The 12,794-nt window shown below is 63.8% G+C and carries 12 protein-coding genes and 1 pseudogene; 6 read left to right on the top strand and 7 right to left on the bottom strand.

Features of this window, described 5'->3' with window-relative positions; all coding sequences use genetic code 11:
• The first annotated feature begins 299 nt into the window (after positions 1-299).
• From EDE08_RS03955 to EDE08_RS03940, 4 genes are all read left to right on the top strand, one after another.
• On the top strand, positions 300-1,418 hold the full coding sequence (locus EDE08_RS03955; RefSeq protein WP_165935665.1) for an efflux RND transporter periplasmic adaptor subunit: 1,119 nt from the start codon (positions 300-302) through the stop codon (positions 1,416-1,418).
• On the top strand, positions 1,415-2,578 hold the full coding sequence (locus EDE08_RS03950; RefSeq protein WP_131867332.1) for an ABC transporter permease: 1,164 nt from the start codon (positions 1,415-1,417) through the stop codon (positions 2,576-2,578). Before EDE08_RS03955 ends, EDE08_RS03950 begins: the two co-directional genes overlap by 4 nt.
• Positions 2,509-3,282, top strand: a complete 774-nt coding sequence (locus EDE08_RS03945) for an ABC transporter ATP-binding protein (protein WP_245524683.1) — start codon at positions 2,509-2,511, stop codon at positions 3,280-3,282. The genes EDE08_RS03950 and EDE08_RS03945 overlap by 70 nt, the downstream gene beginning before the upstream one ends.
• Positions 3,283-3,462: 180 nt before the next feature.
• On the top strand, positions 3,463-4,281 hold the full coding sequence (locus EDE08_RS03940; protein WP_131867330.1) for an outer membrane protein: 819 nt from the start codon (positions 3,463-3,465) through the stop codon (positions 4,279-4,281).
• 224 nt (positions 4,282-4,505) lie between these two features.
• Here EDE08_RS03940 and EDE08_RS03935 read toward each other — a convergent pair.
• Positions 4,506-4,652 (bottom strand): annotated as a pseudogene (locus EDE08_RS03935) (phosphorylase); the annotation flags it as partial.
• Between the two features lie 520 nt (positions 4,653-5,172).
• On the opposite strand from EDE08_RS03935, the gene EDE08_RS38970 reads away from it, so the two are divergent.
• Positions 5,173-5,466 carry a cupin domain-containing protein gene (locus EDE08_RS38970; protein WP_245524682.1) on the top strand — a complete coding sequence of 98 codons (294 nt, stop codon included), beginning with the start codon at positions 5,173-5,175 and terminating at the stop codon, positions 5,464-5,466.
• A 122-nt stretch (positions 5,467-5,588) separates the two neighbouring features.
• Here the strand turns inward: EDE08_RS38970 and EDE08_RS03925 are convergent, their stop codons facing one another.
• From EDE08_RS03925 to EDE08_RS03900, 6 genes are all read right to left on the bottom strand, one after another.
• A complete protein-coding gene (locus tag EDE08_RS03925; RefSeq protein WP_165935666.1) occupies positions 5,589-6,338 on the bottom strand; it encodes a phosphorylase in 750 nt (249 codons plus the stop codon).
• A complete protein-coding gene (shc, locus tag EDE08_RS03920) occupies positions 6,335-8,287 on the bottom strand; it encodes a squalene--hopene cyclase (RefSeq protein ID WP_131867326.1) in 1,953 nt (650 codons plus the stop codon). The genes EDE08_RS03925 and shc overlap by 4 nt, the downstream gene beginning before the upstream one ends.
• A gap of 65 nt (positions 8,288-8,352) precedes the next feature.
• Positions 8,353-9,621, bottom strand: coding sequence for a hydroxysqualene dehydroxylase HpnE (gene hpnE, locus EDE08_RS03915; protein ID WP_131867324.1), 1,269 nt, complete (start codon positions 9,619-9,621; stop codon positions 8,353-8,355).
• Entirely contained in the window at positions 9,621-10,460 is an 840-nt protein-coding gene (hpnD, locus tag EDE08_RS03910) for a presqualene diphosphate synthase HpnD (RefSeq protein ID WP_131867322.1), read from the bottom strand. The genes hpnE and hpnD overlap by 1 nt, the downstream gene beginning before the upstream one ends.
• The gene (hpnC, locus tag EDE08_RS03905; RefSeq protein WP_131867320.1) at positions 10,450-11,334 is read right to left on the bottom strand and encodes a squalene synthase HpnC; all 885 of its coding nucleotides are present in this window, start codon (positions 11,332-11,334) and stop codon (positions 10,450-10,452) included. Before hpnC ends, hpnD begins: the two co-directional genes overlap by 11 nt.
• A gap of 191 nt (positions 11,335-11,525) precedes the next feature.
• Positions 11,526-11,759, bottom strand: a complete 234-nt coding sequence (locus tag EDE08_RS03900; RefSeq protein ID WP_025035011.1) for a hypothetical protein — start codon at positions 11,757-11,759, stop codon at positions 11,526-11,528.
• Between the two features lie 457 nt (positions 11,760-12,216).
• Here EDE08_RS03900 and EDE08_RS03890 point away from each other — a divergent pair, with 457 nt between their 5' ends.
• The gene (locus tag EDE08_RS03890) at positions 12,217-12,714 is read left to right on the top strand and encodes a hypothetical protein (protein ID WP_061878080.1); all 498 of its coding nucleotides are present in this window, start codon (positions 12,217-12,219) and stop codon (positions 12,712-12,714) included.
• The last annotated feature ends 80 nt before the right edge of the window (positions 12,715-12,794 follow it).

Below are 12,794 nucleotides of genomic sequence, written 5' to 3'. Positions count from 1 at the left end.
CCGGCAACGCGCTTCGAACCGCTGGACGCAGCTCCCTTTCGGCTGCGTAGCCTGATCGCCGCAATGGTGCGGAGCATCTGCGATGCGCCTTTGCTCCATGTCGGCCGTCGGCGACGTTCGGTTCCCGCCGAGGATACGGAAGCCGACACGACTATCCGGATGTTCGTCTCGGGCTTCAATGTTGCCAATTCTCGCGTGCAGCCCGTCAAACCATGAACGTTCAGCAGCCAGTCAACTCTCTCCTGACAGTGGACCGTCCACAGCCACGACCCAGACGCATTTCGCCCGCGTTCTGGCTGATGGCCGTGCTCGGCGTCGGAGCGGCCGGTTTCTTAGCGTTCCGATACTTATACCCACATTCCGTCGAGGGGGCGACGATCGTTCCCTCGAACCTAGCGGTCAGCGTCAGCGGGCCAGGTACGCTCGACGCAACCAACAAGATCGTCGTCAGCAGCCGTAGCCAGGGCCGCCTCACCGAAATCACCGTCGACCGCAACGATGCCGTAACGGCGGGACAGATTCTGGCTCGCATCGAGTCCTATGATCTGCGCCACCAGCTCGCAGCAGCACAAGCCAGCGAGCAGGCCGCTATCCGTGCTATCGAGGTTGCCAAGGCCGGTCGAACACGTTCCGATGCGGCGTTGGTCAACGCCAGGAACAACTACCAGCGACAAGCCGTTCTTCTCGACAAGGGCTTCACCAGCCGGCAGAACTTCGATGCGGCGGAAGCCACCTTTCGCCAGGCGGTCGCCGACCTTGCGCATGACGATCAGGCGATCGAGCAGGCTCGGTCTCAGGCACAAAGTGCGGCGGCCAATGTCGGTGTCGTGCAGGCGCAGATCGACGATACGATCGTGCGCGCCCCCTTTCCCGGCATTGTGGTCTCGCGCGACAGAAACGTCGGTGACACACTGACAATCGGCGCTTCGATCCTGCAGCTCGTCGACCCGGCCACGATCGTGCTGACAGCAAGGTTCGACGAAAGCACGATGCAGTCGATGAAGCCGGGGCAACCTGTGTGCATCTCATTCGGCTCGCAGGCCGGCAAGAACTTGTCGGGTCACGTGCTGCGCCTTGGCCGTATCGTCGACACCGAGACGCGTGAATTCACGCTCGACGTCAAGCTCGACACGCTGCCGGAAAATTGGGCGCTGGGCCAGCGCGGGCTCGCGAGCGTTACCGTCGCGACCCTTGCCCAAGTCCCGACCGTCCCGAAGTCATTCTTGGTGCGCAGGCATGGACAGGCGGGCTTATGGGTCGTCGAGGGCGGCAGAGCGCACTGGCGGACCGTCGAGCCCGGCGCCGCAGGCGTACATCGCGTGGAGATTCGTCGAGGACTGGCGCCGGGCGAGATCACTCTCGTGCCGGACGGCATCTACCGCTTCATGAGGGTGCAGGTACGGGGTGCCCCCACATGAATCTCGGCTGGAAGGATATCCGGCATAACCCCACGCGCTTCGGTCTGACCGCCATCGGCGTCGCTTTTCTGATGACGGCGGCAATCGGGATGACGGGGCTCTATCGCGGCATCGTCGCGGATGCTCTTCTGATCGTCGACACGATCGGAGCTGACCTCTGGGTCGTCCAGGGTGACCGCTCGGGCCCCTTCGCCGAAAGCTCGGCACTTTCCCCGACAATGGACCGCCGCGTCGAGGGCGTCCCGGGCGTCGCAGCCGTCCGCCGCTTCGTGCAGTTCAGCCAGCAATACAGCTTCGAGCGACAATCGCATCGCGCCACCATCACAGGTCTCGATTTTCCGCAAGACAGCGGCGACTGGATCCACCTGATCGCGGGTCGTTGTCTGGCTTCAGGCCACTACGAAGCAATTGCCGACGAGAGCACGGGGCTCGCGATTGGCGACCACGTCCGGCTCGGCCTCGATCTTTACGAGATCGTCGGCGCTACGCGGCAAATGGTGGATTCGGGCGGAGACGGGCTGATCTTCGTGAGCATCAACGATGCCATCACCATCGCCCAGCGGCGTACCAGCGAGGAAGTTCTTCTGGCCAGAGCCGCCATGGGAGGCCAGACACCACAGGCAGGCGACAAGAGTTCGGTGTCGCAGGATAGCAAGATCTCCGCCGTCCTGGTCACGCTCGATTCCGCCGCGGACCCTGCCAGGGTCGCCGCCGCGATCAAACTCTGGGGCGATGCGGACGTCCTGAGCGGCGCGGATCAGCGCGATCTTCTTCTCAACGCGCGACTGTGGAAGCTGCGAATTCAGATCCTTGCCTTCACGGTTCTGATCTTGCTGATCACCTGCATCGTCGTCTCGCTGATCATCTACACCATGACGATCGAGAAACTGCATCAGATTGCGATGCTGAAGTTGATCGGCGCGCGCAATTCCGTGATCGTGAAGATGATCGGCCAGCAGGCCGGGCTGATCGGCTTAGCCGGCTTTGCGCTGGCGCTGGTCATGTCCATGGTGATTTTCCCGTTTTTTCCGCGACGGATCATCATCGATATCGCGGATGCCGGCATGCTGGCTGCCGTGCTGGCTGCAATTTGCGCCATTGCGAGCGGTGTCGGCATTGCCCGCGCCCTCAAGGTCAACGCTCGGGAGGTGCTATCGTGAAAACCGACGTCGTCCTTTCCGTCCGGAACGCGCGAAAATATTATCCGAGCGGAGATTCCATCACGCGCGCGCTCGATGGCGTTTCCCTGGATCTCCGCGCTGGCGAGCTGGTCGGTATCTTCGGTCCGAGCGGTTCCGGCAAGAGCACATTTCTCCTGATTGCCGGACTTCTGGAACTACCGACGGGCGGCGAGGTGATCGTGGCCGGCGAGCACGTATCGGACCCCACCGCCGAACTCGAACGACTGCGTGATTTCCGGCGACGTCATATCGGCTTCGTCTTCCAGAAAGCCAATCTGATCCCGTTCCTGACGGCCGTCGAGAATGTCGCGCTGGCATTGGAGATCGACGACGTCCCCGCGAGGCCATCGCGTGAATATGCCATCGAGCTTCTGCGCGCGCTTGACCTCGCCCACCGAGCCGACAACCGGCCGACCCAGCTCTCGGGGGGAGAGCAACAGCGCGTGGCGGTGGCCCGTGCGCTGGCCAACGATCCGCCGCTGATCCTTGCCGACGAACCGTCCGCCGCACTCGACAGCGTGCGCGGACGTCAGGTCATGCAGCTCTTCCGTCGGATTGCGACCGAGCGCAGAGCCGGCGTCGCCGTGGTCACGCACGATCCACGTTCGCTCGATCTGTTCGATCGCATCGTCGAATTCGAGGATGGACGAATTTCGGCAATCAAGGCTGAGTCTCAGCTCTGATGCTTCGATCATGGGTGACGGAGTCGTTCAAGCGATCGGCTCTGCCAGTCGAGAGCCGCCGATCCGGCGAGATGTTACGCATCGTTACAAGATCCCACAAATCGCCGCATCAGCACGAAACGGCATTGACAGTCGTCCTGCATCCTTTGTTACGCGCCGTCCAATCCCCGGAGATATCAGATGCGTCGGACTATCGTTTCGGCTTTCACCGCTGTCCTTGCTGGTCCCGCGATGGCGGCGGATATTGGCGTCGCGACGCCGTCCTACAAGATACCTCCCTACCTGACGGCCGAGCAGACTGCCTTCAACTGGACCGGCAATTATGTCGGGGTCCATATCGGCGGCGCCAAGGGCGATTTCAGCTTCAGCCCGATCGCGTCGCCGGCGCTTGGCGGTGCCGGCACATCTTTCGGCGATACATCGTCGAACGGCAACGATGCCTTCATCGGCGGATTTCAGGTCGGCCGCAACTGGCAGTTTGGTCGGTGGGTACTTGGATTCGAGCACGATGCACAATTCACCAAACTGAACGGCAGCATCACGACCGGATCGGGTGTCGCGGCCCCGTTTGCCGAGGGAGACAGCTTCAATGCCAAGGTCAGTTATCTCAGCGCAACGCGCGTGAAGGTCGGCTACGCCTGGGACCGCGTCGTGGCCTATGTGGCCGGCGGCCTGGAGATGGGACGCGTGGACGTTACCGCCAACTATGCGCCCCGAACCGGCATCGGCGCCGGCGCGCCGCTGAGCTTCGAGGACACCCGCAAGCTCCAGTTCGGCTATACGGTCGGGGCCGGCGCCGAATACGCCTTCACCAACAACGTCTCATTCGGCGTCGAGTACCGCTACCTGACACTCAACAAGGCAACCTACAATCTCGGCACAGTCACATCTGCAGCCGGCGATGTCAGCAACGTCACCGCCGATGTCGGTCTGAAATCGTCGCAAGTGCTGGTTCGGATGAACGTAAAGTTCGATGGCCTTGCCTTGTCGGGCTTCTGATCGGAACTGGAACGATTGCGCCGACTCCGATCCGCAAGGCTATGGGTGCATCAGCGCTTGGCAGATGGCGCGCGCTGCCGGCGCGCTCTCAGAGCACCCGGAGCGCACGGCTCGACGTTTGGTGCCGCGCGAAGGCTCACCGGCCCTCGCGCCCCGATTAGCACAATCGGCGATCAGGGCATCGGCGGAACCGGAAGTTCCTGCGCCCGGCAGAACCACCTGATCTAGACCGTCTCGGACACCAGAATCTCGCTGCCCACAAGTTCCGTCCCGATCAGAAAATCGCGGCATCCGCGCAAGCTGCGCAGCGCGCGGTTGAAGTCGATGCCGGTCGAGACCGGCGCATGCAGCGTCGCCGGATTGCGGACGAGGCGGCAGCGGCGCAGGCGAAGGCCGCGCAGAAGGCTTCGACCGCCGCGTAAGAGCGGACCACCAACATCGAAACACAAAGGCCCGGTCGCCATCGCGACCGGGCCTTTTGCTTGTTCGGCGCAAGCGTCCTGCATTCCCTTTGCCGCATCATTCCCCAAAGCCATTCGGCAGGCCGACGCCAGTAGGCGTGCTGTTCAAGACGACATGTATCCGCAACAGCGTTGCATTGGTAACGACACTGAAGGAGACAGAAATACTTTCGTAGCGGGCGACATGCATCCACTCCCACGGGATGGTCGCCGCCGTCAGCGCCTTTGGCGCATCGACTATCCGCGACGACTACAAAGGAGACGCAACGTGTCAAAGTTGAATTACCGCGGACTGCCAGGAATTGCAGCGGGTCTTGTTCTGCTTGTTTCGCCGGCCCTGGCGGAAAATGTTCAGGCAGCCGATAGCGCGAAGGCCGTGAAGGTGACTCCGATACTCACGACTTCGAAAACATCGAGCGGACAGCCAATCATGATGCCGCAGAAGGACGTGCAGATCTCCGTTTCAACCTACGACATCCCGGCGGGCGCGAAACTGCCTGAGCACAAGCACCCACATCCCCGCTATGGCTACATGCAATCGGGTACGCTGCGGGTGACCAATCTCGACGTCAACAAGACCGAGACTTACAGTGCCGGCAGCTTCATTCTCGAAGCGGTCGATCAATGGCACAAGGCAGAGAATATCGGGAGCGAACCGGTCAAGCTCCTGGTCATCGACGTGAAGCCGAAGGGCGCAGTTGCTACGGTCCTGAAGGCCGACTGAGCGTCTCCAAGCGACGAGGCGGCGCCTGGTCTGCACGCACACTTGGCTGTCAGTGCAAAAAGCTCCGACCTCCAATGGAGATCGGAGCTTCACCTGTTCCGTCGTCGCTTGTTCTCTTGCGCTCAGGCTGCCTTGGAGACCAGGGCCTCGCTCTCGATGAGCTCCGTCCCGATCAGAAAATCGCGGCAGCCGCGCAAGCTGCGCAGCGCGCGGTTGAAGTCGATGCCGGTCGAGACCAGCGCATGCAACGTGGTCGGGTTGCGGACGATGCCGCGCAGCACGGCGGCGAGATCGATCTGGCCGTTCGGCTTGATGGCGGCGCGGGCGAGCGCCGGCAGGGCGCGATGGGCGGGATCGCTGATGACGCGGACGGCGGCAAAGGGCAGCCCGGCTTCGGCGGCGTAGGCGGCCGCGATGTGGCTCTCCATGTCGACGGCGAACGCCCCCGTCTCCAAATGCAGCGCCGCCTTGCAGGACCGGCCGGTGACCACTTCCTCGGCGCCGGCGAGGCTGCCGCGCACCACACGGCGACGGCCCGAGGTCAGGCGCTCGATCAGGTCGTCGCCGAGCGACAGGCCGGCGGCCCAGCGGGTATCGCCGGACAGCACTTCGGTCGCCAGCACGACGTCGCCGGACCGCAGCGTCGGGTCGAGCCCGCCGGCCACGCCGAAGGAGATCACGCCGCGAATCGTATCAGGATCCACCACCGTCAGCAGGGCCCGCAACTGGGTCGGGCTGCTGGATGAACAGATGACCGCCATTCCGGGCCCGGCCGCAATGCGGGCCTCCTGAACCAGTCCGGTCACGATCAGTATCGGCCGCGGGTCGATGGCCTGACCCGCGGTAAAATAGTCCCCCGTCCCCAAAGTCACATTCCGACCCCTACCACCCTGCTGTTGGTGTTCCGCAAGTTCCGATACCGCGCCAACGCCCACAGCGGAAAGAACTTCGGGTAACCATGATACCGTAGATAGAATACACGGGGGAAGCCTGTGGCGGTGTACCGCTGCTCGTCCCACAGTCCTTTTTTGTTTTGTGTTGCAATCAGGTACTCCACCCCGCGGGCGACGGCCGGGTGATCGACCTCGCCTGCCGCCATCAGGGCAAGCAAGGCCCATGCCGTTTGCGAGGCCGTCGAGGGGGCGGCCTGCCATCCCCGGTAGTCCAGCCGGTAGCTGACGGCGTCCTCGCCCCATCCGCCGTCCTCGTTCTGGATCGAGGTCAGCCAGGCGGCGGCTTTCCGGATCATGGGATCCTTGCGGTCGACGCCGGCCATGTTGAGAGCGCACAGAACCGACCAAGTCCCGTAGATGAAGTTCATGCCCCAGCGGCCGTACCAGGACCCTTCCGGGTGCTGGGTCTTCCTGAGGTAAGCGACGCCGGCGGCCACCTGCTTGCTGGTTGTCGCGGTTTCGCCGAGCTGCGCCAGCATCGATACGCAGCGCGCGGTGACGTCCTCGGTCGGCGGATCGAGCAGCGCGCCATGGTCCGAGAACGGGATGTTGTTCAGGTAATATTCGAGATTGTTGACGTCGAAGGCCGCCCAGCCACCGTCGTCGCTCTGCATGCCCTCGATCCACTCGCGGCCACGGGCGATCGCAGTGTCATAGCCGGCGACGCCGTGCTCCCGGCGCATGCGGTCCATCGACATCACCACGACGGCAGTGTCGTCGAGATCAGGATAATGCGCGTTGTTGTACTGGAAGGCCCAGCCGCCCGGGCGCACGTCGGGCCGCTTCACGGCCCAGTCGCCCTTCACCTCGAGCTCCTGCTTCGGAATCAACCAGTCGAGGCCCTGCTTGGCCGCGGGCACCGCCATGTCTCCACCGGCTTCCAGCAGCGCATGCGCGGTCAGGGTCGTATCCCACACCGGCGAGACGCAGGGCTGGCAATAGGCCTCGTCGTCGCCAATCACGAGCAGCTTGTCGATGCCGCGCCGCGTGGTCGCGCGCGGCGGATAGTTCTCGTCCTTGCCGAGCGCGTCATACATCATGACGATGTTGGCCATGGGCGGATAGATCGCGCCCATGCCATCCTCGCCGTTGAGCCGCTCCTCGATGAAAGCGAGCGCGGCGTCGATCGCGCGCTTGCGCAGACTCTTCGGAAACAGCGGCTCGACCACGCGCAGGATCGCATCCAGCGAGCGGAACAACAGAAACCAGGCCATGCTCTGGTGCGGCGCTTTCGCGGTCATGCCGATCGAGCGCGGGTCCTGCAGGAACAATTCGTCGATGCCGACGCCCTTCGGATTCCGTGCGCGCGGCTTCAGCGCGGCGATCACCATCAGCGGCACCATGGTGGTGCGCGCCCAGTAGGAGATCTTGTTGAGGTGGAACGGCGACCAGAACGGCAGCAGCACGATCTCGATCGGCAGCACCGGCACCGCGCGCCAGGTCACGACGCCGAACGTCGCCAGCAGGAAGCGCGTGAAGACGTTGCTGTTGATCGCACCGCCTCGGGCACGGATCGCCTCGCGCGCGCGCACCATGTGCGGCGCATCGACGGAGTCGCCGATCATCTTGAGCGCGAAGTAGGCCTTCACGCTGGCGCTCATGTCGAACTCGCCGTCGTGCACCAACGGCCAGCCGCCATGGGCTCCCTGCACGCGACGCAGGTAGTTGCCGATCTTGGCTTCGAGCACCGTGTCAACGGGCTCTGCGAGATAGTGGCGCAGCAGGACGTACTCGGCCGGAATCGTGCAGTCGGCCTCGAGCTCGAACACCCAATGGCCGTCGGACTGCTGGAAGCCGAGAACGCCCTGCGTAGCCGACTCAATGCTCGATTCCAGGGTCTCGCGGCTGGTCGCGTTCACGGAATCCATGTCGCTCGATTGCTCCGATAGTCGATTGAAAGTTGACCGGGACATCTGCCCGTCAGGGCCGCCTTTCAGGATCCTTTGGCGGCCAGAACCAGATCGGCGGCGCGATCGCCGGACCGGACCGATCCCTCAATGGTTGCTGGCAATCCCGTAGCAGTCCAGTCGCCGGCAAGGAACAGGTTTTTCAGCGCAGTAACCGGCCCCGGACGCAGGGCATTCTGGGCCGGTGTGGCGGCAAAGGTGGCGCGGCGCTCGCGCACGATCTGCCAGGGGGGCAATTGCGGCGGCAGCTCACCCGAAAGGCCGGCGGCCTTGCAGACGTCGTTCCAGATTGCCTGCGCGAGTTCCTCGCGAGGCATGTCGACCAGACGGTCGCCATTGCTGATCGTGACGGAAAGCCGATTGGGGAACGCGAACAGCCATTCCACCACGCCGCCGATCACGCCGAGGATCGGCGCCGAGCCCGGCGGCGGTGTGAAGCGGAAATGTGCGTTCACGATGGCGCGGAATTCGGTCGGCGTCTTCAGGCCCGGCAGCAGGCTCGCAGCGGCGCGCGGCGGCACCGCCATCACGACGACATCGCCCTCACCGATCTGGATCACATCCTCGCCGCCGAAATTCAGCGCGCCGACCTTGCCGTCGGTGGTCGCAAACGAGCGCAGCTCATGGCCGAGCTGAACCGAGTGGCCGCGCTCAGCCAAGAACTTCACGGCAGGCTCGATCAGCACCGCGCTGAGACCGTCGCGCGCGATCAAGGGACGGCAGGCCTGCCCGCCCGCGAGCAGCGTCTCGCGCACGATGGCGCCCGCGAGCCCCGCCGAGCCCTCGGGCGGATCGACGTTGAGTGCCGCGAGCAGCAACGGCTGCACCAGACGCTGATAGAGGATGCCTTCGCAAGGAATGGACTTGCCGACCAGCGTCTCCTCCGACGCCCAGATCAGCGGCGCCAGCTTCAGATAATCGGTGAGGCCGGTGTCGGGCACGCGGCGGCTCTCGTCGAGCACCCAGGTCGGCAGCCGGCCAGCGCCGAGATCGATCTGCCAGCGCTGCCCCGTCTTGATGTCGACGAAGGGAAACTGCGCGCTCTCGGGGCCGACGAGACCCGCTTCGGTGCCGATCGCGCGCGCATAGGCGCGCGCATGGCCGTTACCCGACAGCAGCAGATGATTGCCGTTGTCGATAGTGAGGTTGGTGGCGCCGTCGAAATAGGAACGGCAGCGGCCGCCGGCCTGGTGCGTGGCCTCGTGCACGGCGACCTTGAAGCCGGCATCGGCGAGCCGCACAGCGGCGGAGAGGCCGGAAATTCCAGCACCGATGATGTGAGCTGTCTTTTGCATCAGATGAAAGCGTAGCGGAGCAGGATCAGGATGCGTGTGATCTTCGACACACGCACCGGCTCGCGCGGCGCGGTGAAGCCGCGCGCGATCAGCAGGTCCAGAATGGAATGATAATATTTCGACATGATCCGCGGCGCGCGCACCGCGCGGCGCTTGTTGCGGTTCATGATCTCGTCCGACTTCTCGAAATGCACCTTCGCGCGCTGCGCCAGCGGCAGGCAGACCTTCGGCAGCGCGCGCTCGGAGATCACGCGGTCCGGATCATCGGAGGTGATGCCGGCATGCAGCAGCGCTTCGCGCGGCAGATAGAGCCGGCCGAGGCCCGCATCCTCGTCGATGTCGCGCAGGATGTTGGTGAGCTGCAGCGCGCGGCCGAGATGGTACGCGAGCAGGATGCCGTCTTCCTCGGGCATTCCGAACACACGCACCGACAGCCGCCCCACGGCGCTGGCGACACGGTCGCAGTAGAGATCCAGGGTCGCCATGTCGGGCGCGCGGATGTCCTGCGGCACATCCATTTCCATCCCGTCGACGATGGCGAGGAAATCCTCGCGTTTGAGCCCGAAGGCCTTCACCGAGGCGACGTAGTCCTTCAGCCGCGGCGGCGGATGGCCCTGATAGAGCGCGTCGATGTCGTCGCGCCATTGCTGGAGTGCGGCGAGCCGCTCCTCCCGCGGTCCGTCGGAATCGGCGATGTCGTCGACCTGGCGGCAGAAGCTGTAGATCTGGAACATCGCTTCGCGCTGGTCGTGCGGCAGGATGCGCATCGCGGCATAGAACGAGCTGCCGGATGCGGCCGAGCCGTAATTGGCGCCGGGCGTGGTCGCCTCAAGCGTCATGTGCAGTCCCCGGTCTGGAAATGGCCTTGCGTCCGATCGCGCGGCGACCGGCTTCGCCGATCATCCCGGCGAGGCTGAAGGCGAGCAGCTCGAACTTGTTCAGATGAACGCGCTCGCGCAGGGGATCGCGCACCTTCAAGAGGCGCACGATGCGGTCCGCATAGGCCTGGATGACCGAGACGTCGACGCCGAGACGGAAATCCCGGATTTCCGCAGCGAGCGACCTGCCCTCGTTGAGCAGTGCTTCGTTGCGTGCGGCAAGCGACTGCAGGCAGGCCAGCATCGCCGGCGGCGACTGCGCAAGCCCGAGCTGCTCGACCGAGGCGCCGTGTGCTGCCAGCGCATCGCGCGGCAGATAGACGCGGTTGAGCTCGCGAAAATCCTTGCCGCAATCCTGCAGGTGATTGTTGATCTGCAAGCCTGCGCAGAGCGCATCCGATGCGGCCCAGGTCGAGGTGCTCTCGCCGTGGACGTCGAGCATGAAGCGGCCTACGGGCATCGCCGAGTAACGGCAATAGTTGATGACCTCGTCCCAATTCTCATATCGCAGCTTGGTCACGTCCATGCGGAAGGCGATGAGCACGTCGAGCGCATGGCGCGGGGCCATGCCGCGCTCGGCCAGCGCACGGCGCAGGGTGACGGCTTCGGCCTGGGTGTCGCCCTTGCCAAGCAGTTCCGCCTCGAGCAGGTCGAGATAAGCGAGCTTCTGGTCGGGCGGCAGGGTCGCGTGGTCGGCGATGTCGTCGGCGGTGCGGACGAAATTGTAATAGGCCAGGATCAGGGCGCGATGACGCGGATGAATGATCCAGGACGCGACGGGAAAATTCTCGTCGCGGTCACCCTTGCCGGATCGCAATTCGCTCGCAGAGGTCATCGAGGGCTGGTTTACAATCGTTTGGACAGGAAGGCTTTTTCGCTCGCGCGGGCTCATGCCGGCGATGCCGCCGCGGCCCCCATATAGGGGAATAATGCCGCAAAACCAATCCTGTCTGTCGATGGCCGCCCTTTGCGGATCGGACCCCAAAGGCGGCTCCGGGATCCACCTTTGGGAGCCAATGGCCAAGCTTACTGGTTGTGGTTCTTCAGCACCTGGTCGCAGGCCTGCGAGATCTTGGCCCGGTTCTCCTTGAGACACGCGAGGATCGTGAAATCGCCCTGATCGATGACCGGACGGCAGAACTTCTGCACATCGCGTGTGCAGGCCTTCTGCTCGGCGTCCGTGCCACGCCCTTGCTGAGCGAACGCCGCCGTCGAAAGGGATGCCGACAGCAGGGTGAGAGCGACGAGAAGATTACGCATTGTATTCCTTCATTCTGACGGCAGAATAATACCGGACCCGGCTGCACAGGGCGAACGACCGGAGCGGATTGTTCTGATGGCAAGTCGCCGCAGGAGTGGCGGCCCAGAGAAAGCACAAGCACCGGCAAATGCGGCCAAATTGGCACCGCACGCGCCGAATCGGGACTTCCCCGCGCCTTCATTCGCAGATGTAAGCGATTGATACTACGTCATAATTCAGAACATCTGCGTTTTACTGCATACCTGTTGCAGCGCTGCATCTGTCCGCCTTGCCTTTCCCGCCGGAAACATGCCGAAACGTGGCAAATCGGGCGATCAAGCCTGGCGCGAGGCGTCGTGACCCGTCATGCCGGGCGGTCAGGCTTTGAACCTGCGACTTGCTCGGAGCACTAAACTTTCGATGTGGCGAGACGTTCTCAATCGTAAGCGAGCGTCGTTCCAAAACGGGATAATTGCGATGAAATTCATTGGGCGAACTGGACTGGCAATCAAGGCGGCCGGCATCGGGGCGGCGCTGCTCTTCTCGGTTTCGGCGAGCCATGCTCAGTCGTCCGGACCGTTTGCCGGTTTCGATGGCGCATGGACCGGCACCGGCACGGTGTCGTTGTCCGACGGCTCCACCGAGCGCATTCGCTGCAAGGCGGACTACAAGGTCGGCGGCAGCGGCCTCAACCTGAAGCAGGCGCTGCACTGCGCGTCCGACAGCTACAAGTTCAACCTCACCAGCGACGTGACGAGCCAGGGCGAGCGCATCTCCGGCAATTGGAGCGAGTCCAGCCGCAACATCTTCGGCAATCTGCAGGGCACCGCCGGCGGCGGCCAGATCGACGTGTTCGTCGAGGCCAACGGCTTTGCCGCCAACCTCTCGCTGCGCACCAACGGCAGCAAGCAGACGGTGCAGATCAGCTCCAAGGGCGAGATCCGCGGCGTCAACATCACGATGACGAAGGGCTGACGCCCTTTCCGCTCGAAAGGATACAGCCTCCGGCTCTCGCGGGCCGGGGGCTTTTTGCTGACCTGGATCAGATGAAGCCG

This window comes from Bradyrhizobium sp. R2.2-H, from assembly GCF_004346455.1.
GTDB classification, from domain to species: domain Bacteria; phylum Pseudomonadota; class Alphaproteobacteria; order Rhizobiales; family Xanthobacteraceae; genus Bradyrhizobium; species Bradyrhizobium diversitatis.
This window is presented reverse-complemented; position numbering and strand designations above follow the sequence as displayed.

Excerpts from the sequence above, each read along its gene's own strand:
- EDE08_RS03955 (WP_165935665.1), top strand. The coding sequence starts at position 300 with ATGGCCGTGCTCGGCGTCGGAGCGGCCGGTTTCTTAGCGTTCCGATAC.
- EDE08_RS03950 (WP_131867332.1), top strand. The coding sequence starts at position 1,415 with ATGAATCTCGGCTGGAAGGATATCCGGCATAACCCCACGCGCTTCGGT.
- EDE08_RS03940 (WP_131867330.1), top strand. The coding sequence starts at position 3,463 with ATGCGTCGGACTATCGTTTCGGCTTTCACCGCTGTCCTTGCTGGTCCC.
- EDE08_RS38970 (WP_245524682.1), top strand. The coding sequence starts at position 5,173 with ATGATGCCGCAGAAGGACGTGCAGATCTCCGTTTCAACCTACGACATC.
- shc (WP_131867326.1), bottom strand. The coding sequence starts at position 8,287 with ATGGATTCCGTGAACGCGACCAGCCGCGAGACCCTGGAATCGAGCATT.
- hpnE (WP_131867324.1), bottom strand. The coding sequence starts at position 9,621 with ATGCAAAAGACAGCTCACATCATCGGTGCTGGAATTTCCGGCCTCTCC.
- hpnD (WP_131867322.1), bottom strand. The coding sequence starts at position 10,460 with ATGACGCTTGAGGCGACCACGCCCGGCGCCAATTACGGCTCGGCCGCA.
- hpnC (WP_131867320.1), bottom strand. The coding sequence starts at position 11,334 with ATGACCTCTGCGAGCGAATTGCGATCCGGCAAGGGTGACCGCGACGAG.
- EDE08_RS03900 (WP_025035011.1), bottom strand. The coding sequence starts at position 11,759 with ATGCGTAATCTTCTCGTCGCTCTCACCCTGCTGTCGGCATCCCTTTCG.
- EDE08_RS03890 (WP_061878080.1), top strand. The coding sequence starts at position 12,217 with ATGAAATTCATTGGGCGAACTGGACTGGCAATCAAGGCGGCCGGCATC.